Origin of the sequence: Promicromonospora sp. NPDC050249 (assembly GCF_040656015.1) — a bacterium.
Taxonomy (GTDB): domain Bacteria; phylum Actinomycetota; class Actinomycetes; order Actinomycetales; family Cellulomonadaceae; genus Promicromonospora.
Genome location: NZ_JBFAKY010000020.1, coordinates 1 through 21,655 on the forward strand (window position 1 = coordinate 1; position 21,655 = coordinate 21,655).

22 protein-coding genes are annotated in these 21,655 nt (G+C 70.7%); 13 read left to right on the forward strand and 9 right to left on the reverse strand.

The genetic code is table 11. The features are described from left to right. Nucleotides 1-214 precede the first annotated feature (214 nt). Genes AB0I32_RS16950 through AB0I32_RS16960 form a run of 3 tightly spaced genes read right to left on the reverse strand, consistent with a single transcriptional unit; the run spans nt 215 to nt 1,775 of the window. Complete coding sequence (locus AB0I32_RS16950) at nt 215-1,150, reverse strand: SURF1 family protein (protein WP_357508003.1); 936 nt, start codon at nt 1,148-1,150, stop codon at nt 215-217. After that, on the reverse strand, nt 1,147-1,398 hold the full coding sequence (locus tag AB0I32_RS16955) for a hypothetical protein (RefSeq protein WP_357508005.1): 252 nt from the start codon (nt 1,396-1,398) through the stop codon (nt 1,147-1,149). Before AB0I32_RS16955 ends, AB0I32_RS16950 begins: the two co-directional genes overlap by 4 nt. A gap of 11 nt (nt 1,399-1,409) precedes the next feature. Continuing rightward, complete coding sequence (locus tag AB0I32_RS16960; protein ID WP_357508007.1) at nt 1,410-1,775, reverse strand: DUF3099 domain-containing protein; 366 nt, start codon at nt 1,773-1,775, stop codon at nt 1,410-1,412. 249 nt (nt 1,776-2,024) lie between these two features. Between AB0I32_RS16960 and fabG the strand changes: the two genes are divergently transcribed. The 3 genes from fabG (at nt 2,025) to AB0I32_RS16975 (ending at nt 4,259) form a co-directional block, all read left to right on the forward strand. Then, on the forward strand, nt 2,025-2,771 hold the full coding sequence (fabG, locus tag AB0I32_RS16965) for a 3-oxoacyl-ACP reductase FabG (RefSeq protein WP_357508009.1): 747 nt from the start codon (nt 2,025-2,027) through the stop codon (nt 2,769-2,771). A gap of 160 nt (nt 2,772-2,931) precedes the next feature. Next, nucleotides 2,932-3,702 carry an enoyl-ACP reductase FabI gene (fabI, locus tag AB0I32_RS16970; protein ID WP_357508011.1) on the forward strand — a complete coding sequence of 257 codons (771 nt, stop codon included), beginning with the start codon at nt 2,932-2,934 and terminating at the stop codon, nt 3,700-3,702. A 17-nt stretch (nt 3,703-3,719) separates the two neighbouring features. Then, nucleotides 3,720-4,259: a histidine phosphatase family protein gene (locus AB0I32_RS16975; RefSeq protein WP_357508013.1), complete on the forward strand. Its 540-nt coding sequence runs from the start codon at nt 3,720-3,722 to the stop codon at nt 4,257-4,259. Between the two features lie 70 nt (nt 4,260-4,329). On the opposite strand, the gene serB is transcribed toward AB0I32_RS16975, so the two are convergent. The 5 genes from serB to glgC all read right to left on the reverse strand — a co-directional run bounded on the left by serB (nt 4,330) and on the right by glgC (nt 10,484). Continuing rightward, nucleotides 4,330-4,950, reverse strand: a complete 621-nt coding sequence (gene serB / locus AB0I32_RS16980) for a phosphoserine phosphatase SerB (protein WP_357508015.1) — start codon at nt 4,948-4,950, stop codon at nt 4,330-4,332. 185 nt (nt 4,951-5,135) lie between these two features. Beyond that, nucleotides 5,136-7,154 carry a hypothetical protein gene (locus AB0I32_RS16985; protein ID WP_357508017.1) on the reverse strand — a complete coding sequence of 673 codons (2,019 nt, stop codon included), beginning with the start codon at nt 7,152-7,154 and terminating at the stop codon, nt 5,136-5,138. Next, nucleotides 7,151-8,335, reverse strand: a complete 1,185-nt coding sequence (locus tag AB0I32_RS16990; RefSeq protein WP_357508019.1) for a 5'-methylthioadenosine/S-adenosylhomocysteine nucleosidase — start codon at nt 8,333-8,335, stop codon at nt 7,151-7,153. The genes AB0I32_RS16985 and AB0I32_RS16990 overlap by 4 nt, the downstream gene beginning before the upstream one ends. Further along, nucleotides 8,332-9,069 carry an NUDIX domain-containing protein gene (locus tag AB0I32_RS16995; protein WP_357508021.1) on the reverse strand — a complete coding sequence of 246 codons (738 nt, stop codon included), beginning with the start codon at nt 9,067-9,069 and terminating at the stop codon, nt 8,332-8,334. The genes AB0I32_RS16990 and AB0I32_RS16995 overlap by 4 nt, the downstream gene beginning before the upstream one ends. 173 nt (nt 9,070-9,242) lie before the next feature. Beyond that, nucleotides 9,243-10,484, reverse strand: a complete 1,242-nt coding sequence (gene glgC / locus AB0I32_RS17000; RefSeq protein WP_357508023.1) for a glucose-1-phosphate adenylyltransferase — start codon at nt 10,482-10,484, stop codon at nt 9,243-9,245. A 75-nt stretch (nt 10,485-10,559) separates the two neighbouring features. Between glgC and glgA the strand changes: the two genes are divergently transcribed. The 5 genes from glgA (at nt 10,560) to AB0I32_RS17025 (ending at nt 15,354) form a co-directional block, all read left to right on the forward strand. Continuing rightward, nucleotides 10,560-11,882 (forward strand): glycogen synthase, encoded by a 1,323-nt coding sequence (gene glgA / locus AB0I32_RS17005; protein ID WP_357508025.1) that lies wholly within the window; start codon nt 10,560-10,562, stop codon nt 11,880-11,882. A 72-nt stretch (nt 11,883-11,954) separates the two neighbouring features. Continuing rightward, on the forward strand, nt 11,955-12,770 hold the full coding sequence (locus tag AB0I32_RS17010) for an ATP-binding cassette domain-containing protein (RefSeq protein WP_357508027.1): 816 nt from the start codon (nt 11,955-11,957) through the stop codon (nt 12,768-12,770). Further along, a complete protein-coding gene (locus AB0I32_RS17015) occupies nt 12,760-13,506 on the forward strand; it encodes a hypothetical protein (protein ID WP_357508029.1) in 747 nt (248 codons plus the stop codon). The genes AB0I32_RS17010 and AB0I32_RS17015 overlap by 11 nt, the downstream gene beginning before the upstream one ends. A 10-nt stretch (nt 13,507-13,516) precedes the next feature. Continuing rightward, nucleotides 13,517-14,701, forward strand: a complete 1,185-nt coding sequence (locus AB0I32_RS17020) for a histidine kinase (RefSeq protein ID WP_357508031.1) — start codon at nt 13,517-13,519, stop codon at nt 14,699-14,701. Beyond that, on the forward strand, nt 14,698-15,354 hold the full coding sequence (locus tag AB0I32_RS17025; RefSeq protein ID WP_357508033.1) for a response regulator transcription factor: 657 nt from the start codon (nt 14,698-14,700) through the stop codon (nt 15,352-15,354). The genes AB0I32_RS17020 and AB0I32_RS17025 overlap by 4 nt, the downstream gene beginning before the upstream one ends. 11 nt (nt 15,355-15,365) lie before the next feature. Here AB0I32_RS17025 and AB0I32_RS17030 read toward each other — a convergent pair whose 3' ends face one another. Next, a complete protein-coding gene (locus AB0I32_RS17030) occupies nt 15,366-16,127 on the reverse strand; it encodes a hypothetical protein (RefSeq protein WP_357508035.1) in 762 nt (253 codons plus the stop codon). 43 nt (nt 16,128-16,170) lie between these two features. Between AB0I32_RS17030 and AB0I32_RS17035 the strand changes: the two genes are divergently transcribed. The 5 genes from AB0I32_RS17035 to AB0I32_RS17055 all read left to right on the forward strand — a co-directional run bounded on the left by AB0I32_RS17035 (nt 16,171) and on the right by AB0I32_RS17055 (nt 21,651). Further along, entirely contained in the window at nt 16,171-16,956 is a 786-nt protein-coding gene (locus AB0I32_RS17035; protein WP_357508037.1) for an ABC transporter ATP-binding protein, read from the forward strand. 258 nt (nt 16,957-17,214) lie between these two features. Continuing rightward, complete coding sequence (locus tag AB0I32_RS17040; RefSeq protein ID WP_357508039.1) at nt 17,215-17,643, forward strand: NfeD family protein; 429 nt, start codon at nt 17,215-17,217, stop codon at nt 17,641-17,643. 130 nt (nt 17,644-17,773) lie between these two features. Continuing rightward, on the forward strand, nt 17,774-18,937 hold the full coding sequence (locus AB0I32_RS17045; RefSeq protein WP_357508041.1) for an SPFH domain-containing protein: 1,164 nt from the start codon (nt 17,774-17,776) through the stop codon (nt 18,935-18,937). Between the two features lie 147 nt (nt 18,938-19,084). Beyond that, the gene (locus AB0I32_RS17050; RefSeq protein ID WP_357508043.1) at nt 19,085-19,849 is read left to right on the forward strand and encodes a TetR/AcrR family transcriptional regulator; all 765 of its coding nucleotides are present in this window, start codon (nt 19,085-19,087) and stop codon (nt 19,847-19,849) included. Beyond that, entirely contained in the window at nt 19,849-21,651 is a 1,803-nt protein-coding gene (locus AB0I32_RS17055) for an ABC transporter ATP-binding protein (protein ID WP_357508045.1), read from the forward strand. The genes AB0I32_RS17050 and AB0I32_RS17055 overlap by 1 nt, the downstream gene beginning before the upstream one ends. Nucleotides 21,652-21,655: the final 4 nt, after the last annotated feature.

Consider the following 21,655-nt stretch of genomic DNA (forward strand, 5'->3'; position numbering starts at 1 on the left):
ATTCCCTCCCACCCCGCTCTTCCTATCTTTCCCTGCTGCCCTTCCCCCTCGCGTTTTTTCCCCCGGGGTCGACACAACCCCCGCGGGGTGTGTTGCTCTGCGTGGACAATGTCTACGCAGAGCAACACACCCCGCAGACGTGTAGTCACCCCAGCAGGTCTCGACAGGCTCGACCGACGGGGATCGTGTCTCGACAAGCCCGCGGTCGCGCGCTTCAGCGCAGCTGGGCCTCGATCAGCGCGTCTTCCTCGTCCTCAGCGGTCTGACGCCGCTCGCGGGCCGGCCTGCGCGCCCGCACACCCTCGCCGTCCGCCGCCTCGCCGGAGGCCAGCAGCAGGTCACCCGCCGACACGGACTCGCCGCGCAGGGCCCCCCGCTCGCGGCGCCACAGCAGCACGTACCCGCTGATCGCGCCGATCGCGAAGATGCACCACTGGAACGCGTACGACAGGTGCGACCCCGGGTCGGTGTCCGGTTTGGGCAGGGACGCCAGCCCGGTCCGCGGCGCCGGCTCCTCGGCCCGCAGCGCGCCGTACGCGCCGACGGTGCGCCCATCGGCCCAGGCTGCGCCGTCCGGCCCTGCGGCGAGCACCTGCTCGGTCGAGATCGCCTGCACCTGCCCGGGCGGCGCGTCCCGGTCCGAGGCGGGTTCGTCGGCCCGCAGCGACGCCACGACGGTCACGGTGCCCGACGGCGGCGCGGGTACGGCGTCCGGCCGCGACCCGTCGGCGCCGAGCGGCACGAACCCGCGGTCGATCACCATGACGACGTCCTGCCCGCCGACCCGCGCCTCGAACGGGACCAGCACGTGGTACCCGCCCTGTCCGCCCACCGGCCGGTTGCGCAGCAGCACCGTCGCGTCGGTGACGTACTCGCCGGTGAGCTCCACCCGCTGCCAGACCTCGTCCTCCGGCACGACGGCGCCCGGCCCGGCCAGGATCTCGTCCACGGGCACCACCGGCGCCGACCAGTTGGCGTTCACGAGGTCGATCTCGGCGTTGCGCGACTCGGCGCGGTCCCACTGCCAGCGGCCCGCGACCAGGCACAGTGCAGCGAGGACCACGGCGGCCACCGCCAGGATCACCCACTGGCGCGTCGTGCGCGGGCCGCGGGACTCCTCGCCCGCGGTGCTCGCGGCGCCGTCGCTCACGACACCCGGTCCAGCTCCGCCACCGCCACCGTCTGCTTCCAGAACGACCGCGACGCGAGGAACTGCTCGAGGTGCTCACGGTGCTCGTCGCACGCGAGCCAGACCTTGCGGCGTTCGGGCGTGTGCAGCTTGGGGTTGTTCCACAGGAGGCCCCACGCCGCCTGCTCGCGGCAGCCCTTGGCGCTGCAGATGAGCTCGCCCTCTGGCACGGGGTCGGGTGCGGGGCCGGAGAGGCCGAGGAGGTCCATCAGCAGTTCTCTCAGTCGTCGACGTGGTCGATGACGCGCCCGGCGCCGGGCGCGCTCGGGGTGGGAGCACCAGGGGCCCGCGGCGCGTCGGGGGCGACGTCGGACAGCTCGGTGAGCGCGGGCGCCGCAGCGGGCGTCACGGGCGAGGTGTCGTGCGTCACCTGGTCCCGCCCGGCGTTCGCGATGAGCACCGCTGAGTACGGCAGCACCACGGCGGCGGCGACGAGCGCCCAGCGCACCCAGCCGTCCACGAGCACCGCGCCGATGATGCACACCACGCGGATGGACATCTGGATCAGATAGCTGCGCGTGCGGCGCGCCTGGTCCACTGCCAGCGGCTCGGGGGCCGAGGTGATGGACGGAACCGGCTCGCTCATCTCGCCAGTCTACGTCCGGGACGTGCCCGTCAGACACGCCGTCCGACCTCCGCACGCGCGGCGTTGGTCACAGGTTGTTGTAGGTAACCGACAAGGACCGGTGGATCCCTGTGGCCGCGCCGCGCGCGGCGCCCGCCCGACGCGCGGGGTAGCGTCGCAACGGACCCGGATCGAGCCAGGTACCGGCCGCCGCCCCAGCCTCGCGCGGCCTCATGCGAACGTGCATCATCACAGCATCGAGGAGTTCAGGTGACCACCACGCCCGACACACAGAGCATCGCCGCAGGTCCTACCGGCCGGGTAGTCGTCGTGACGGGCGCCGCGCGCGGCATCGGCCGCGCGATCGCCGAGCGCTTCGTGGCCGACGGCGACCGCGTCGCCACCATCTACCGCGGCGGCGACCTGCCCAAGGGTGTCGAGGCCTATGTGGCCGACGTCACCGACTCCGCCGCCGTCGACGCCGCGTTCACCGCCATCGAGAAGGACATGGGGCCCGTCGAGGTGCTCGTGGCCAACGCCGGCGTCACCAAGGACCAGCTCCTGATGCGCATGAGCGACGACGAGTTCGAGTCCGTGATCGACGTGAACCTCACCGGGACCTTCCGCTGCGTGCGCCGCGCGTCGAAGGGCATGATCCGGGCCCGTAAGGGCCGCATCGTGCTGATCGGCTCGATCGTGGGCATGTCCGGCGGCCCCGGCCAGGTCAACTACTCGTCGTCCAAGGCCGCCCTGGTGGGCATGGCGCGGTCGATCACGCGCGAGCTCGGCGCGCGCGGCATCACGGCGAACGTCGTCGCGCCGGGCTACGTCGAGACGGACATGACCGCCGCGCTGTCCGAGGACGTGCGCAGCAGCTACCTCAAGACGATCCCGGCCGGCCGCTTCGCCTCGGCGGACGAGATCGCGTCCGTGGTGTCGTTCATCGCGTCCGACGCCGCGGGCTACGTCTCCGGCGCGGTCATCCCGGTCGACGGTGGTCTCGGGATGGGGCACTGAGCCGTACTCTGGCGCCGCGGCCTGCGGTTTTGCCCGAATATATCCAACACTTTTGCCATGAGGCACGGCGCGGAGTTTCGTTCCACGCCGCAACTCGCACTACGCTCGCACCCAGCGCAGGGGTCGCCTCGGCACGCCTGCGCCTGATCGGAAGGACAACATGGGTCTCCTCGAAGGTAAGAAGCTGCTCGTCACGGGCGTGCTGACGGACTCGTCGATCGCATTCCACGCAGCCCGGCTCGCTCAGGACGAGGGCGCCGAGGTGATTCTCTCGTCCTTCGGGCGGCAGATGAAGCTCACGCAGGCCTTCTCGAAGCGGCTGCCGGTCGAGGCACCGGTGGTCGAGCTGGACGCGACCAGCCAGGAGAACCTCGACGCACTGGCCGACGCCGTGCGCGCGGAGGGCTTCGACAGGCTCGACGGCGTGGTGCACTCGATCGGGTTCGCCCCGCAGTCCGTCATGGGCGGCAACTTCCTCACGGGCACCTGGGAGGACGTCGCCACCGCGCTGCACGTCTCCACGTTCTCGTACAAGTCGATCGCCGTGGCCGCGAGGGAGCTGATGACGGACGGCGGCGCCGTCGTCGGGCTGACGTTCGACGCGCAGTTCGCCTGGCCGGTCTACGACTGGATGGGCGTGGCCAAGGCCGGCCTGGAGTCCGCGAACCGCTACCTGGCGCGCGACCTTGGCCCCGAAGGAATCCGCTGCAACCTCGTCTCGGCAGGGCCGATCCGCACCACCGCCGCCAAGTCCATCCCGGGCTTCGCGACGATGGAGGACGCCTGGCCGACCCGAGCCCCGCTCGGCTGGGACCAGACCACCGCGGAGCCGGCGGCACGTGCCGTGTGCGCGCTGCTGTCGGACTGGTTCCCGGCGACGACCGGCGAGATCGTGCACGTCGACGGCGGCGTGCACGCCATGGGTCAATAGATGGGCAGGAGGCACTGATGGGCAGAGCGTCGGGCACGGAGCCCACTACGTCGCCGGTGCGGCGACTGGTGTTGCTCCGGCACGCGAAGGCGGAGCCGCCGTCGGAACTTCCCGACGAGCAGCGGCCGCTCGCGTTGCGTGGCCGGGACCAGGCGGCGAAGGTCGGTGCGGCGTTGGTCGCGTCCGGCCTCGTGCCCGACGCCGTCCTCGTCTCCGGGGCGGTACGCACCCGGCAGACGTGGGACCTCGCGCGCAAGCACCTGGGGGAGCCGCCGGTGGCATACACCGACGAGCTCCTGGGGGCGATGCCGCGCGGTGTCCTCGCGCTCGTGCGCGAGCTCGACCCGACCAGCCGGACGGTGCTCGTGATCGGTCACGAGCCCGCGATGGCGGGTACCGCCGAGCTGCTGGCCGGCCCGGGCTCGGAGGACGGCGCGCTCGCGCAGGTCCGTGTCGGCGTCCCGACGGCGACGTATGCCGTGCTGGAGGCCGACGCCGCGTGGGCGGACTGGGATCGCAAGCTGGCCCGCCTGACCGAGGTGACCCGCCCCGCCTGAGTGCCTCGCTGAGTGCGTGATGTCTGCCCTTCTCGTGTGTCAGAAGGGCAGACCTCACGCACTCAACGTGCTAGAGGAGGTCGAGGACGGCGTCCAGGCGGTTCTCGATCGAGTGGGGGGCCTGTTCCCGCACGACCGGCTTGGCGTTGAAGGCCACGCCGACGCCCGCGATCTCGATCATGCCGAGGTCGTTCGCGCCGTCGCCCACCGCCACGGTGTGCTCCAGCGGGATCCCCAGGTCGGCGGCCCACTCACGCAGGGTCGCGGCCTTCGCCTCGCGGTCGATGACGGGGCCGACGGTCCGGCCGGTCAGCACGCCGTCCGCTACCTCGAGGCGGTTGGCGCGGAGCAGCGTGATCCCGAGCTCCTGCGCGACCGGCTCGACGATCTCGGCGAAACCGCCAGACACCAGCCCGAACGCCCAGCCGCGCGCCTGGCACTCGGCCACCAGCTCGCGCGCGCCCGGCGTCAGCTCGACGGCGGCGCGCACCTTGTCCAGCGCCGCGACGGGCACGCCGGCCAGGGTCGCGACACGCTCCCGCAGGGACGCCGCGAAGTCCAGCTCGCCGCGCATCGCCCGCTCGGTCACGGCCGCGACCTCGTCGCGGGTGCCGGCATGCTCGGCGATGAGCTCGATGACCTCCTGGCGGAAGAAGGTCGAGTCCACGTCGGTCACGATGAGTCGCTTCACGGGGACCAGTGTGCCGGAGCACCTCACCGCTCCGCCGAGCGGTCCACGTGCTGCGGTCACACACGCCGAACGTAGGCCTGGTCGCTGTCCGGACGCCGAACGTAGGAGTGGACGCACTATGAGCGCTCAGAGTGCGACTACTCCTACGTTCGATGGCCGCCCGCGCAGGTCTCAGACCCGACGTGTCAGTAGTTACCCCGGGCGATCCAATTCTTGCCGTCTGCCGCGATCCCTTCGAGGATGCGAAGGGTCGGTGCGAACCCGGTGGTATCGAGGCTTATGTCCAACGAGTTCTCCGGTTCGCCCTCGGGATCGCGGTCAGGCCGTTCGGGGTTCCGTAGGTCGTGCTCGGCGAGCTCCCGATCTGGTCCCTTGGTGACGAGGATGTCTCTGGTCGGTCCGTTGGTGAGAGTCAACCGCAGGTTCTGCCTGCCGTCAGTGCTTTTGACGACGTTGACCGAGGAGACCGCATCGAAGCGGAAGGTGTTGCGTTCCTCGCCGGTGAACCCACCTGTTTCGAAGTTCAGCACCTTGCTGACCTCGCGGACGCCGTCTTCGGTGATCAGGAACAGCCGCAATGCGTATCTGTCGTACCGCCAAGGACCGTTGAGTTCCTGAGCTCTGCTCGCGCTAGTGGTAGGAACCCGGAGTACGGCGTATGAGATCACGTCGCGCCACGAAATGCGGAAGTGCTCAAGAGCATCGGCGATCAGGATCGTGGTATCGCTGCGCAGCCAGGTCTCCATCTCGTCCTCGCTCGGCCGGGTGTCGACAAGCCGTTGCTTCCAGCGGAGGAATTCGTTCTCTCGCCCCTCCTTGCGCCGTCGTGCGTCGTCGATGTCGTCGAGGTAGTGGCGCCTTCCACTGGCGACCCAGTGCCACTTTTTCGCGGTGTACACCCCGCTGGCCACGGCGAGGAACGTGACGATCGCTGCTCCGACTGGTTGGGCCTGGATCGCGTTCTGGACGACTGTGCCGAATGTGAGCAACAGGATCGTCAGCCCTAGCACGCAACGTAGCTTGGTCTTGTCGGTGACGTGATAGCGCACCCTGTGGTCGTCGAGGGTGCCCGCGCGCCACTGCTTCTCCACGTCGACGGCGTGGTAGCGGATCAGCCAGACGACGCTTGCGAACGAGACGTCGCGCTCTCGGTAGATCTCGACGATCTCGTCTCGCAGGTAAGCGCGGAGGCCGGCTGTCTCGGCTAGCCACCAGTCCTTGTGGCTGCCGTGCGGCCTGTACTTGCTGAAGTAGTACTCGAACGACTTGGTGACACTCGCGGCGAATCCCTGTTCCTGGGCGCTGGCACCGGCTGGACTGCCTTGCCGCCGACGTTCTTCCCTGCTGAGCCGCCTGACGCGATAGCGCCATTCGAAAGCATTGCGGCCAGTGACACAGGCCGCGGCCACCGCGAGGGCGTACGCCACTATCGCCACGGGAGCAGCGCTACTCAGAGTCAGCCACCCGAGGTATCCGACGGTGAGGACGCAAAGGAGGGTTCCTGTAGCGATCCGGGCACGTTCACCAGGAGCGATGTGCGGACGCTCGGCAGGGCGGACTCTGGGCCCGGCAGGGTCGGGTTCGAAGTAGGCCCAGACCCGGTGACGCCGGTTCGCGGAATAGCGGTCGAGACGGGCTTGCTCCCTGATCTTCGCCCAGACCTTGTCCTTCGTCGCCGCCGAGAGCAACTTGTCGAGGTGCCGAATCACCATTTCTCGGGTCTCCACGGGCAGCGCCAAGATCTGCTTCTCTGCCAGTTTTGTGCCCTCTGTCGATGGGCGGAGCCGGTGAACTATAAGTTCACGGATCGCACCGAGCGCCTGGCCGTACTGCTCGTCGTCCTCGTAGGTGACGAAACGTTCGGCCGCGGCGAGGAGACGGATGCGTTCGTCCTTCGTGAGGTCCCGGTCCGACCGCGCACTGAACATCGACAACGCCCAGTGAAAGCGCACGTCCGCGGTGTCCAGCCCATCGGCTATGGCCTCGCTGAACAGTTCCTCGGCCTTACGGGGAACTCCATCCTCCAGGTACCTTATGCCCGTCTTGTACTTCTTCTCCGGCGGATCGTTCGCACTGATCTGGTAGACGTTCGCGTTGTGGACGACGCTCGCCTGAATGCCGACGGTAGCCCCGTGCCCGGCGGTGTTGTCTGTCGTGATCGTCGGCGGTTCAGGAGGCGGGGGCGGTGCGGCGTGGGCGTTCATGCGAGACCGTTCACGGCCGTGATGACGACGGCGGTCTTCGCCGCAAGATCCGTCACGTCGCCCACGAGGCCCTTGAGGCGCTTGAGTGCAAGTACGGACTTCTTCCTGGTCGCCAGGTCGGGGTCGCGGAGCGCGGTCTCAGCAGCCGCGATCTCGGTCTGCGCGGCCGTGTAAGTGTCGTCGTCGAGGGCGCCGTCGGCGCGGTGGCGATCGAGCAGAACACGAAGCTCAGCCAGTGCCTTGGGTGGGTCTACTTCCTGAGCGTGCTGCGGTGTCGTCGACATCCAGACGGAACTGCCGGCGACGTTCGCCGCCTGGATCCCCACGTTGCCTGAGGCTGTGTTGTTCACGGTGGTGCTGGTCGGGGCAGGCGGGAGTGTGGCGCGAGAATCGTTCGGGGTCATGGACGTCTCCTCTGCTTCGTTGGCCAGTTCGACTGCGAGCTCGATCGCGAATGCCGCGGCGTGCGCCGCCGCCCGGGGTTGCCAGGTGCCATCGTTTGCCGAGGTCTTCTCACCGTCGGCCCGGTCGCTGATGCCGCGGATGATGGCGACCGGGGCACTGTTGAGGTGACCGGCATGGGCGATGCCAGCAGCCTCCATCTCGATCGCCGTTGTGTCGTTGTAGTGCTCGCGTATCCGACGAGCCTCGACGGATACCCGAGAGTTCAGGACCACCTCGCCTGCCGCGATGGAACCAAATCTGACACTCGGACGGCCGCCGTCCGACATCCGGGCGTCGAGCGGCAATCGGGCTGTCCAGGTCCCGGAACGCTCGAGCTGGTGAGCGAGCTGGCTGAGATGGTGGGACGTCTCCCAGGTCCTGGGGCGTGCCTTGTGACCGTCGTCCTCGCTGGTGCCTCCGTGGTAGGCGTAGACGCGGTCGGCCACCACGATCTGGCCGAGTGGTATGGAGTCCCACACTGCTCCCGCCACTCCGACGAACAGGGCCGCCACCGGCGAGAACTTCTGGATGGCCCGCTCGGCGAGCACAGCCGAATTCGAGTTGCCGACTCCGACGAGGCCGAGTGCGATCCGGCAGTCCGTGCCGTTGACGGTGCCTATCTCGAACCGCGTCCCGCTGCTGTGGCGATGTTGCTCGATGTCCTTCAGGTGCTTCCGGACTGCCTTGTACTCGAGATCCAGTGCTGTCAGAACGACGACCACGCGTGTGTCAGTCATCGACCCTCCTCGGAATCGTTCGATGGTTCAGGGCGGGTGAGCGGGGGGTGCAGTGTGGTGGCAGGTCCCGCGCGGAACAGGCGGGCGGGACGGCCGGTTGTCATGCGTCGGTCAGCGCCGGCGGACTCGATGAAGCCCGGAACGCGCTGGACCTTGCGGTAGAAGTTGCGTGGGTCGAGGTCGACTCCCCACACCGCCTCGTAGACCTCCTGGAGGTCGGTGATGGTGAAGGTCTTGGAGCAGAAGGCTGTCGCCAGCGGTGTGTGCTCAAGTTTTGTCCTCGCCCGCTCGACGGCGTCGCTGACGATCTTCCAGTGGTCGAACGCGAGCTGGACCTGGCCGGACAGGGCGTGCTCGACGGGCACCCATGCGGCTCCTGACGCGTCGGTGCCGGCGACAGGCTCGGGAAGCCCTGGTGCGATCGCCAGGTAGGCGATCGAGAGCACGCGGCCGCGCGGGTCGCGACCGGGTGTGCCGTAGGCCCCGAGCTGCTCGATGTGCAGACCGGCGCCATCCAGATCCGCCTCCTCCTGGAGCTCGCGCAGGGCGGCGGCGTAGATGTCCTCCTCGGAGTTGTTGAGGAACCCTCCCGGCAGGGCCTGGGCGCCCTTGAAGGGCTCGATCCCCCGCTCGATCAGCAGCACGTGGAAGACCGACGCACGCAAGGTCAGGATCACGAGGTCGACCGCCACCAGGATCTCCGGTGGCGTCCACGTGTCTTCGTCGTCGGTCACCTGTCATCACCCCCCTTAATGTCGAACTGACAATAAGGGCTGGGAGGCCGACCGGGCAAGAGCAAGCTGGAATATGGATGCGCCGAACGTAGGAGTAGTCGCACCCCGAGCGTTCAGGGTGCGACTACTCCTACGTTCAACGGCTCACGCCTCGGCGGCCTGGCGCAGCCCCGTCAGTTGACGACCGTGCCCTTCGGGACCACCGTCAGGCCCGACTCCGTGACCGTGAAGCCCCGCGCCCGGTCCTCGTCGTGGTCGACGCCGATCCGGGCCCGCTCGTTGACGATGACGTTCTTGTCGACGATCGCCCGGTGCACGTGCGCGTACCGGTGCACCTGGACGTCGTCCATCAGCACGGAGTTCGACACGTTCGAGTACGAGTGCAGGTGCACGCCCGGCGAGAGCACGGACCCCGCGGCCTGCGCGCCCGAGATCAGCACGCCCGGCGAGACTATGGATTCCGCCGCGTGGCCCATGCGCCCCGGACCGGCGTGCACGAACTTCGCCGGCGGCAGGCCGGTGTAGCCCGTGTACAGCGGCCAGTCGTAGTTGTAGAGGTTGAAGATCGGGTGCACGGCGATGAGGTCGACGTGGGCGTCGTAGTAGGAGTCGATGGTCCCGACGTCGCGCCAGTAGCCGCGGTCGCGGTCGGTGGAACCCGGCACGTCGTTGCGGATGAAGTCGTACACGCCGGCCTCGCCCTGCGCGACGAACGCGGGGATGATGTCGCCGCCCATGTCGTGCCGCGAGTCCGGGTTCGCTGCGTCCTTGGTGACGGCCTCGACCAGCGCGTCGGCGTCGAACACGTAGTTGCCCATCGAGGCGAGGATCTCGCCGGGGGAGTCGGGCAACCCCGTCGGGTCGGTCGGCTTCTCCAGGAACTCGCGGATCTTCGTCGGGTCGGCGGGGTCGACGTCGATGACGCCGAACTGGTCGGCCATGCCGATCGGCTGCCGGATCGCGGCGACCGACGCCCGCGCCCCCGACTCGATGTGTGCGTCCACCATCTGGGAGAAGTCCATGCGGTAGACGTGGTCCGCCCCGACCACGACCACGATGTCGGGCCGCTCGTCATCGATGATGTTGAGGCACTGGTAGATCGCGTCGGCACTGCCGAGATACCAGTGCTTGCCCACGCGCTGCTGCGCGGGGACCGGCGCCACGAAGTTCCCCAGCAGCGGCGACATGCGCCACGTCTTGGAGATGTGGCGGTCCAGGGAGTGGGACTTGTACTGCGTCAGCACGACGACGTGCAGGTAACGCGAGTTGACGATGTTGGAGAGAGCGAAGTCCACCAGACGGTAGATGCCGCCGAAGGGCACTGCGGGCTTGGCGCGGGCGGCGGTCAGCGGCATCAGCCGCTTTCCCTCGCCGCCGGCGAGGACGATCGCTAGGACGCGAGGAGCGGAAGCCATACGGGTGACATTAAGCCCTTTTGGGCTGGTCCGTCAGATGGCACGCTGAGACTTCGCGCACGCTAGGTTGGCCAGATGTCCGACGTCGCTGCCGCACCAGGCTTCGCCCCCCGTTCCGTTCCTGCCCCGGAGCCCGAGCATCGCCCCGGAGGGCGGCCCGACGGCAGCCTCCGCGTCGACCTGCTGACCCGCGAGTTCCCGCCGCACGTCTATGGCGGTGCGGGCGTCCACGTGGCCGAGCTCGCCGCGGTGCTCGCGCTGCACGCCGACGTGCGGGTGCGCTGCTTCGACGGCCCGCGCGACGCCGCGACCGAGGCCTCGGGCGTCACCGGGTACCTGACCCCGAAGGCGCTCGCGGGCGCTAACCCCGCGCTGGCCACGCTCGGCACGGACCTCGTCATGGCCGACGATGTCGCCGGCGCCGACCTGGTCCACTCGCACACCTGGTACGCCAACATGGCGGGCCACCTGGGCGGGCTGCTGCACGGCGTGCCGCACGTGGTCACCGCACACTCCCTGGAGCCGCTGCGCCCCTGGAAGGCCGAGCAGCTCGGCGGCGGCTACACCCTCTCGTCGTGGGCCGAGCGCACCGCGTACCTGGGTGCGGCGGGCGTCATCGCGGTCTCGGCGGGCATGCGGGCCGACATCCTGCGCGTCTACCCGGAGCTCGACCCCGAGCGCGTGCACGTGGTGCACAACGGCATCGACCTGTCGGGCTGGCGTCGCCCGGCGGCGGACGACGACGCCGCGCAGGCCGCCGCCGCGGCGACCGTGCGCCGCCACGGGATCGACCCCGACCGGCCGGCCGTCGTGTTCGTCGGCCGCATCACCCGGCAGAAGGGTCTGCCGTACCTGCTGCGCGCCGCCGCCGAGCTGCCCCCGGAGGTGCAGCTCGTGCTGTGCGCGGGCGCACCCGACACCCCGGAGATCATGGCCGAGGTCCTGCGCCTGGTCGAACGTCTGCGCGAGTCCCGCACGGGCGTCGTCTGGATCGAGGAGATGCTGCCGCGCCCCGACCTCATCGCGGTCCTGGCGGCCTGCACCGTCTTCGTCTGCCCGAGCGTCTACGAGCCGCTCGGCATCGTGAACCTCGAGGCCATGGCCGTTGGCCTGCCCGTGGTCGGCACGGCCACGGGCGGCATCCCCGAGGTGGTCGACGACGGCGTCACCGGCCTGCTGGTCCCCATCGACCAGTCCGACGACGGGACGGGCACGCCGCTCGACCCCGACCGCTTCGTCGCCGACCTCGCGGCGGCGCTGACGCGCGTCGCGACCGATCCCGCGGGTGCCGCCGCGATGGGCGCCGCGGGGCGCCGTCGGGCCGAGGAGCACTTCACCTGGTCGGCGATCGGCGAGCGCACGATGGACGTCTACCGGCAGGTGCTCGGGCGAGCCTGAGGGCCGGGCAGTCCTGAGAGTCGGCACTTTCGTCGGTACCGGCCCCGCCCTGCCGCGGGCGAGGCTGGCCGCATGATCCAGATCGAGCACCTGACCAAGAGATACGGCACCACCACCGCGCTGGACGACGTGACCTGCGAGGTGGCGACCGGCAGCGTGACCGGCCTGCTGGGCCCCAACGGCGCGGGCAAGTCGACGCTGATGCGCGTCGTCCTGGGGCTGGACCACGCGACGTCGGGCACGGCGCTCGTGGCCGGCCGCCGGTACACGACGCTGCGCCGGCCGCTGACCGTCGTCGGCGCGCACCTGGGCGGGCGTCCGGTGCATCCGCGGCGCTCCGCCCGGCAGCACCTGCTCGCGCTGGCCCGCAGCAACCGGATCCCGGCGTCCCGCGTGGAGGAGGCGCTCGACCTCACCGGGCTGAGCGGCGTGGCGCGCCGCCGGGCGGGCGGGTTCTCGCTCGGGATGGGGCAGCGCCTGGGGCTGGCCGCCGCGCTGCTCGGCGATCCGCGCGCCGTGCTGCTCGACGAGCCCGTCAACGGCCTGGACACCGACGGCGTGCGGTGGATCCGCCGTCTGTTGCGCCGGCTGGCCGACGACGGCCGCACCGTGCTGATCTCCAGCCACCTGATGTCCGAGGTGCAGCTCGTGGCCGACCGCGTCCTGGTGCTCGGCAGGGGCCGGCTGCTGGCCGACGTGCCCACCGCTGAGCTCGCCGCGCGGGCCACGCCGGAGCACCTGGCGGAGGGCATGTCGGCCCTGGAATCGGGATACCTGAACCTCGTCGAGGGCTCCGCCGAGTACCTGGCCGACGCCGGTCCCGCGGCCGGCACGTCCGCCTCCCGCGGGACCGTCGCCACGGGGACGGAGGTGCGCCGTGCTGGCTGACGCGCTCCGCGAGCTCTCCGCCGTCGTCCGCGCCGAGTGGGGCAAGGCGTGGTCGGCCCCTGAACCCGTGCTCTGGCTCGGGTCGGCCACCGCGATCGCCCTGGTCACGGCGCTGACGCTCGCCAACGACGTGGTGCACGCCGTCTCGACGGGGGAGCTGCCGCCGGGCGCCCGGGTGCCCGTGACCGACATCCTCGGGCCCGTGGTGAGCTTCGCGCAGATCGCCGTGACCGGGTTCGCCCTCCACCTGGTGACACCGGAGTACGCGGCGGGGTCCGTGGGGCCCACCTTCCTCGCCACGCCGCGCCGGTGGGTGGTGGTGGCCGCAAAGACCGTCGTCGCCGGCGCCGTCGCGGCGACGCTCGGCGCGGTGCTCGGACCGGCGTCGGCCCTGGTGGCCCGCACGGTGCTGGGCGAGAACGCGGGCGCGCCCGTCCCGCTCGCCGAGGCGTCGGCGGGAGCCGCAGGGGTGTTCGCGGCGGCCGCGGTGATCGCCGTCGGGCTCGGCTTCCTGTGCCGTAGCGCGGTGGGCGCGCTGTCGGCCGCGTTCGTCCTGCTCGTGGTCACGCTCGCCGCGCCGGTCACCGCCGGCCCGTGGCTGCCCGGACCGGCCGGCGTGGCGTTCGTCGACGGCGCCGCCGACCTCTCCCGGCCGCTCGCGGTCGCGGTGCTCGCCGCCTGGTCGGTCGCTGCCTTCGGCGCGGCCGTGTGGACGGTGGCGCGCCGGGATGCCTAGCCTCGGGCCGATGAGAACGCACCCGGTGCTGCGCTGGGCCGTCCCGGCGTTCCTCGTGGTCCAGGCCGGGGTGCTGGGGCTCGCCTGGTGGGCGGGCTCGGGGCTGCTGCTCGCCCTCGCCGAGCTGACGGCGCTCACCGGGTTCGGCTGCCTGCTGCTCCTGGGCCAGTACCTGCTGCTGCGCGGCCGGTACGCCCGGGAGCGGGAGGCGGCCCGCCGCGCCGCCGAGCGGCGTCGGGTCGCCGACGAGGTGCACGACCTGGTGGGTCACGAGCTCAGCCTCATCGCCATGCAGGCGGGGCTGCTCGAGCTGCGGGTCGACGGCGCGGACGCTGAGCTCGCCGGACAGCTGCGGGCACAGGCCGAGCGCGCCGTGGCGAGCCTGCACGACACCGTCGCCCTGCTGCACGGCACGGCGCGCGACGAGCCGGTCACGGACGACATCGAGGACCTCGTCGCGCGGGCCCGGCAGGCCGGTGCGCTGGTCACGCTGCACGGCGACGTCGACAGGGTGGCGGTGCCCGCCCGCCTGGCGGTGCACGCGATCGTCCGCGAAGGGCTCACCAACGCCGCACGGCACGCCTCGGGCAGCCCGGTCGCCGTCGTGCTGTCGGGTTCGGCAGGGGCGCCGGGCGACGTCGTCGAGGCACGCGTGGCGACCTCCGGCGCACCGGCGCCCGCGGAGGCCGGCCACGGCGGGCACGGGATCGACGCGCTGCGCCGCCGGGTCGCTGCGCTCGGCGGCAGCCTGGAGGTCCGGCACGACGACGCCACGCACGTCCTGGCCGCCTCCGTGCCCGCCCAGCCCACGGGCGATCCGCTCGGGAGCGCCGAACTCGTCGAGCCGGTGGGCACGCGTCCGCTGCGCGCCCTGGTCCGTCAGACGGCGGTGCCGGTAGCGGTGGCGTGCGCCGCCGTCGTCGGGTTCTGGACCTGGGCGTCCCACGACACCACCGCGGAACCCGAGGTCATCGCCCGGTTCGCCGTCGGCCTGCCGACCGCCGAGCTGGACGCCCTGGTGCCCGAGCGGCAGGCGCTCGTCCGCCTCGCGCGGTCGCCCGAACCACCTCCCGGCTCGACCTGCCGCGCCTACACCGACGGGAACTTTCCCCTCGCCGCCGCGTCCGTCGAGGTGTGCGCCGACGGCGACGCGGTCACCCGCGTCACGAACCTCGCCGCGGAGCCCCTGTGGTGAGGGTCCGGGTTCTCCTGGTCGACGACGACTCCCGCGTGCGTGACGTGCTCGCGGCCACCTTCGCCACCGACCCGGACATCGACGTCGTCGCGCAGGCCGCGGACGGCCGCGAGGCGCTCGCCGTGCTCCGGTCGCGGCTGTTCGACGTCGTGGTGCTGGATGTCCGGATGCCGGTGCTCGACGGGCTCGGCACGCTGGAGGCGATCCGCAGGGAGCGGATCGAGGTGCGGGTCGTCGTGCTGACGAGCTTCGGCGAGAGCGAGTACGTGCGCCGGGCGATCGGCCTGGGCGCGGACGGGTTCCTGCTCAAGTCAGGCGACCCGCACGACCTCCTGCGGGCGGTGCGGGGGACCGCGGCGGGGGAGACGTGGCTGTCGCCCGCCGTCGCCCACCAGGTCGCCCGGGACCTGCGCCGCGGACGCGCCGGGGAGGACGACGCCGAGCACGCCGCCGACCGGCTCGCGGCCCTGACGGCCAGGGAGCACGATGTGGCGGACCTGCTCGCCCAGGGCCGCACCAACGCGGAGATCGCCGCGGACCTGCACCTCAGCGAGAGCACGGTCAAGGCGTACGTCAGCTCGGCGATGGACCGGCTCGGCGTCCGCAACCGGGTGGAGCTCGCGTGGCGGGTCTGGTCCGCCCGGGGCGGGTGAGCTGTCGGCGCTCAGCGCACCTCGCCGTAGGTGGCCGCGCTCATCGCGTGGCGGGCCGTACGGTCGACCTCGCGCAGCGCCGTGGAGCGCTGGTCGACCTGGAAGACGTTCACCGCGCCGCCGTCGTCCACCGTGCCCAGGGCGACGATGGCGCGCAGGCGGCTGGCCAGGTCCAGCACGCGGGCACGCCGACCGTCCAGGTGCGGCACGGGCCAGGACGACGTGCTGGCGGACCGGATCCGCTCGATCGCGTCGGCGGCGTCGTCGCGCCAGCGGGCCACGTCGAGCTGGTCGAGGGCGTCGGTGGCCGTCATCAGGCTCGTGCGGAGCTCACGCTCGGCGTCGGCGACCGAGCCGACGGCGCCGAGCACCAGGGTGGTCCACGCGGGGACCTCCAGCACCTGCCACGTCACCATGTGCCCGGGCTCGATATGGCTGCCGAACGCCTGGACCTTGGGCACCGCCGCCCAGCTCCCGTCCGGCGTCGTGACCACCACGCACTCCCCGGCCTCCGTGGCCTCGAGGTTGGCGACCGCGGGCACGCCCGCCGGGTCGCCGGGCGCGGGCAGCAGCGCGCAGACCTCGCGCGGCCCCGTCGTCCAGGCGGTGAAGAGCGTGTCGAGGTTGGTGCCGTCGGCAAAGCCGGGTAGCCCCTCCACGGTGTGCGGCTCGTCGTCGCCCACCACGGACTTCACGGCGTCCGAGGTGTCGCCTATGCCCTGCAGCCACAGGGCGAGCAGCACGCTCCGGGGGAGGTCCTGATCGGTGTCCACCGCAGAACTGTAAATGACTACTCCTCGGGTATCGTCGGTGCCCATGAGCTCGGTTCTCCAACTCACGGGCGTCACCGTCCGTCGCGGCACCTCGACCATCCTCGATTCCGTGGACTGGCAGGTGAACGAAGGAGAACGGTGGATCGTGCTCGGCCCGAACGGTGCGGGCAAGACAACTCTCCTCCAGATCGTCGCGGCGCGCCTCCACCCGACGTCGGGTACGGCAAAGATCCTCGACTCGACCCTCGGCAGGGTCGACGTGTTCGAGCTCCGCCCGCGCATCGGTATCTCGAGCGCTGCGCTCGCCGAGCGTCTCCCGACGGCTGAGACGGTGCGCGACGTCGTGCTGACCGCCGCCTACGGCGTGACCGGCCGCTGGACCGAGACCTACGACGAGCTCGACGAGCAGCGCGCGAAGGACCTGCTGGCGCTGTTCGACGTCGACCACCTCGCCGACCGCACCTACGGCACCCTGTCGGAGGGCGAGCGCAAGCGCGTGCAGATCGCCCGCGCCCTCATGACCGACCCGGAGCTGCTGCTGCTCGACGAGCCCGGCGCCGGTCTCGACCTGGGCGGCCGCGAGGAGCTGGTGGCCGCGCTCTCCGAGCTCGCGCACGACCGGCTCTCCCCGGTCCTGGTGCACGTGACGCACCACGTCGAGGAGATCCCGCCGGGCTTCACGCACCTGCTGCTGATGAAGAAGGCGGGCATCCAGGCCGCCGGGCCGATCGAGGAGGTCCTGACCGCGGACAACCTCTCGGCGGCGTTCGGGCTCCCGCTCATCGTGGCGCACGGCGGCGGGCGCTGGCTCGCTCGCGCTGCTCGCTGAACCGCAGGCTGATCGGGCCGCCGATCCGGCGTCGAACCGCGCGCGATCAATGCGCGCCGGCGTCGTCGACGCTGAAATAATCTGCGCAACAAAGAAACCAAGTTGAAACACCGATTTCGCTACCGCTGTGTCAGTGGACCTTGGTAAAGTCCGGGCAAAGGTCCGAGGTGGCGGTAGATTCACCGCGAGGACCCGTCGGCGGAGAGGTTCCGTCGACGACCGGTCACCAGCCGGAGTGGAAGCTCGGAGGGAGCACCCATGGCCTGGTTGTGGTGGGTAGGCGCAGCGCTGATATTCGCGTTGATCGAACTCTTGTCACTGGATTTCGTCTTCATCATGTTCGCGGGCGGCGCGCTGGCCGCAGGCGTGGCGAACGCGGCCGGCAGTCCGCTGTGGGTGCAGGCGATCGTCTTCGTCGTGGCCTCCGTCGTGCTGCTCGTGACGCTGCGACCCACGCTCATTCGTCACCTGCGCAACAGCACGCCGAAGGCGCCCACCAACGCCGAGGCGAACGTGGGGCGCACCGCGTCGGTCGTCCAGGAGGTCAGCACCGCGTCGGGGCTGATCAAGCTCAGCGGCGAGGTGTGGAGCGCACGAGCCGTACCCGGCTCGCCTCTGCTGGCTGCCGGCACTAGCGTTCGTGTGGTCCAGATCGACGGCGCGACCGCCGTCGTCGAGCCGGCCTGACGGCCTGGCGCCTGGGCGCGGCCTTTGCTGTTGCAGTCCCAGCGTGAAGCAGTCCCAGTCGGAAGCTGCCGTTCCAGTCAGAAGCTTGAAACAGTCCGTGCGGGCCTAGGTGCCCGCGTAAGGAGACGTCGTGGAGTCATTCGGGCAAGTCCTGCTCTATCTGATCATTGCCCTGGTCGTGATCGTCGGTATCGTCGCGGTGATCCGTGCGGTGCGGATCGTTCCTCAGTCGGTGGCGCTCGTGGTCGAGCGCCTCGGTCGGTACTCGAAGACGCTCGACCCCGGCCTGCACGTGCTGGTGCCGTTCGTCGACCGGGTCCGCGCCGGCGTCGACCTGCGTGAGCAGGTCGTGTCGTTCCCGCCCCAGCCGGTGATCACCAGTGACAACCTGGTCGTCGAGATCGACACCGTCATCTACTTCCAGGTGACGGACGCCAAGTCCGCGGTCTACGAGATCGCGAACTACATCACGGCGATCGAGCAGCTCACCGTCACGACCCTGCGTAACGTCATCGGTTCGATGGACCTGGAGCAGACGCTCACCAGCCGTGACCAGATCAACGGCCAGCTCCGTGGCGTGCTCGACGAGGCGACCGGGCGCTGGGGCATCCGCGTCAACCGTGTCGAGCTCAAGTCGATCGAGCCGCCGCCCTCGATCCAGGGCGCGATGGAGCAGCAGATGCGCGCCGAGCGTGACCGCCGTGCCGCGATCCTGACCGCGGAGGGCATCAAGCAGTCGGCCATCCTGACCGCCGAGGGTGAGAAGCAGTCCGCGATCCTGACCGCTGAGGGTGCCGCGCAGTCGCAGATCCTGCGGGCCGAGGGTGAGTCGCGCGCGATCATCCAGGTCTTCGACGCCATCCACCGCGGTAACGCGGACCCCAAGCTGCTGGCCTACCAGTACCTGCAGATGCTGCCGCAGATCGCGCAGGGCACGTCGAACACGACGTGGGTCATCCCCACCGAGTTCACCGCGGCGCTGGGCAGCATCGCCCAGGGCTTCGGCGGGACGCCGGGCATGCCGGGCATCCCGACGCCTCCTGGCGGCGACAGCCCGTCCGACGGCCCGCGCCCGGCGGCGCCGGTCCTCGACAAGCCGCTGCTGCAGGACCCGAGCGAGGCTCTCGCCGAGGCGCAGCGTCAGGCGGAGGCCGCCGTGGCCGACGCGACGAGCGCGGGCACCCGGTCGGGCGAGCCGTTCGACCCGACCCACGAGCGCGGGCAGCGACCGGCCGGTGGCCCGACGCCGCCTCCGCCGGCGCCCCCGGCCCCGCCGGCACCGCCGGCCGGCTGAGCCTGAGCGTACGAGCGACGACGTAGAGCGCCTGTCCGACTCTCCCTGATGTCACGGGGAGAGCCGGACAGGCGCTCTACTTCGTCGCCCGTACGCTCCCCGGATAACGAGTTGCGGAGTGAGTGCTCACTCATTTAGCGTCGAGGCATGGACAACGCACGACGTCGGGCAGCCCCCATGGCGCCGGAGGACCGCAAGGCGGCCATCATCGACTCGGTGCTCCCGCTCGTCGCGGAGCGCGGCAACGACGTCACGTCCCGCGAGCTGGCGCAGGCCGCCGGCGTCGCGGAGGGCACCCTGTTCCGGGCCTTCGGCGACAAGACGGCGCTGGTCGGAGCCGTGGCGGTCGAAGGACTGCACCGTGCGGCCGGGCCGGAGGAGACGTTCGCCGAGCTCACGGCGATCGACTCGACGCTTCCGCTGGAGCGGCGGCTGGAGCTCGTGATCGAAGCGGGCAGGGGCCGCACCGCAGAGGCCATGCGGTGGATGTCCGTGCTGCGCCAGCTGCGGGTCGCCATGCCCCCGGGCGACGACGACGCGACCCGCCGTCGGATGACCGCGTTCCGCGACGAGCTGATGACCCAGCGCGTGAGTCAGCACGCGGCTACCGTCGGCGGCATCACCGCGGTCCTGGCGCCGGACCTGCACCGCCTGCGCGTCCCCGTCGAGGTGGCGATCGCGCTCATCGAGTCAGCCATCGCCGGTACGCACACGCGGCTCGACGACCTGCTGCCGGAGATCCCCGCCGACGTCCTTGCGGACGCCCTCGTGAACGGCCTTGCCGGTCCACCGAACGCGCCGGCGAAAAAGCCTGGCCTTGAGCTCCCGGACGCAGCAGCCTCCAGTACTGCGGCACCGGGCGCCCCAACCCCTGGTTCTCCAGCCCCCAGCCTCGAAGGGAACTGTTTTTAATGCTTGTCACGCTTGCCCGAAAGTACTTGGGCCCGTACCGCTGGGCGGTGGTAGCGGTGCTCGTCCTGCAGCTGGTGCAGACGCTCGCGGCGCTCTATCTGCCCAGCCTGAACGCAGACATCATCGACGACGGCGTGGTGGTCGGCGACATCGGCCACATCTGGCGCACCGGCGGCTGGATGCTCGTCGTGTCGCTGGGCCAGGTCGTGGCCTCCGTCGTCGCCGTCTACTTCGGCGCGCAGGTCGCCACGGCGTTCGGCCGGGACCTGCGACGCGACCTGTTCCACACCGTGCAGACGTTCTCCGCGCGGGAGATGGCGCAGTTCGGCGCGCCGACCCTCATCACGCGGGGCACCAACGACGTGCAGCAGGTCCAGATGACCGTGCTCATGACGTTCACCATCATGGTGATGGCGCCGATCATGCTGGTCGGCGGAGTCATCCTGGCGCTGTCCGAGGACGTCACGATGTCCGGCCTCCTGCTGGTCATCGTCCCGGTGCTGGCCGCGACGGCCGGCGTCATCGTGTGGCGCATGGTGCCGCACTTCCGGCGCATGCAGAAGCGGATCGACGCCATCAACAGCGTGCTGCGCGAGCAGATCACGGGCCTGCGGGTCGTGCGCGCGTTCGTGCGTGAGGGCCGCGAGAAGGAACGCTTCGGCGTGGTGAACGAGGAGCTGTACGACACCTCGCTCCGCGCCGGCCAGCTGATGGCCCTCACGTTCCCCGTGGTCATGCTCATCATGAACATGTCCTCGGTGGCTGTGCTGTGGTTCGGCGCGCGTGAGATCGAAGCGGGAGAGTTGGAGATCGGCTCCCTGACGGCGTTCCTGAGCTACCTCATGTACATCCTCATGGCCGTGATGATGTCCACGATGATCTTCATGATGATCCCGCGTGCGGCTGTCGCCGCGGAGCGGATCGGGGAGGTGCTCGAGACGAAGTCGTCGGTCGTCGACCCGGAGAACCCGGTGCGGCTGGTCTCGACAGACTCGACAGACTCGACCGGCGAGGAGGGCTCGATCGGCGAGGACGAAGCACCGCGCGGTCGCGTCACCTTCGAGGACGTCGAGTTCCGCTACCCGGGTGCGGAGGCGCCCGTGCTGCACGACCTGACGTTCGCCGCCGAGCCGGGCCAGATCACCGCGATCATCGGCTCGACGGGCGCGGGCAAGTCGACGCTGCTGAACCTGGTGCCGCGCCTGTTCGACGCGACGGGCGGGACGGTACGCGTCGACGGGATCGACGTCCGCGACGTCACGCAGCGCGACCTGGGCTCGCTCATGGGGCTGGTGCCGCAGAAGGCGTTCCTGTTCACCGGGACCGTCGCGGACAACCTCCGGTACGGCAAGCCCGACGCCACCGAGGAGGAGATGTGGGCCGCGCTCGAGGTGGCGCAGGCGCGTGACTTCGTCGAGGCGCTGGGCAACGACGAGAACGGCAGCGGCCTCGAGGCGGTGGTGGCGCAGGGCGGTGCCACGTTCTCCGGCGGGCAGCGGCAGCGGCTGGCGATCGCGCGGGCGGTGATCCGGCGCCCACGGATCTACCTGTTCGACGACAGCTTCTCCGCGCTCGACTACGCGACCGACGCGCGGCTGCGGGCGGCCCTGCGGCCGCAGACCCGCGATGCGACGACGATCATCGTGGCCCAGCGGGTGGCGACCATCCGGGACGCCGAGCAGATCCTGGTGCTCGACCACGGCCGCATCGTCGGCAGGGGCACGCATGCGGAGCTGCTGGCCGACAACCCGACGTACCAGGAGATCGTGACGTCCCAGATGAGCCTGGAGGAGGCAGCGTGAGCAG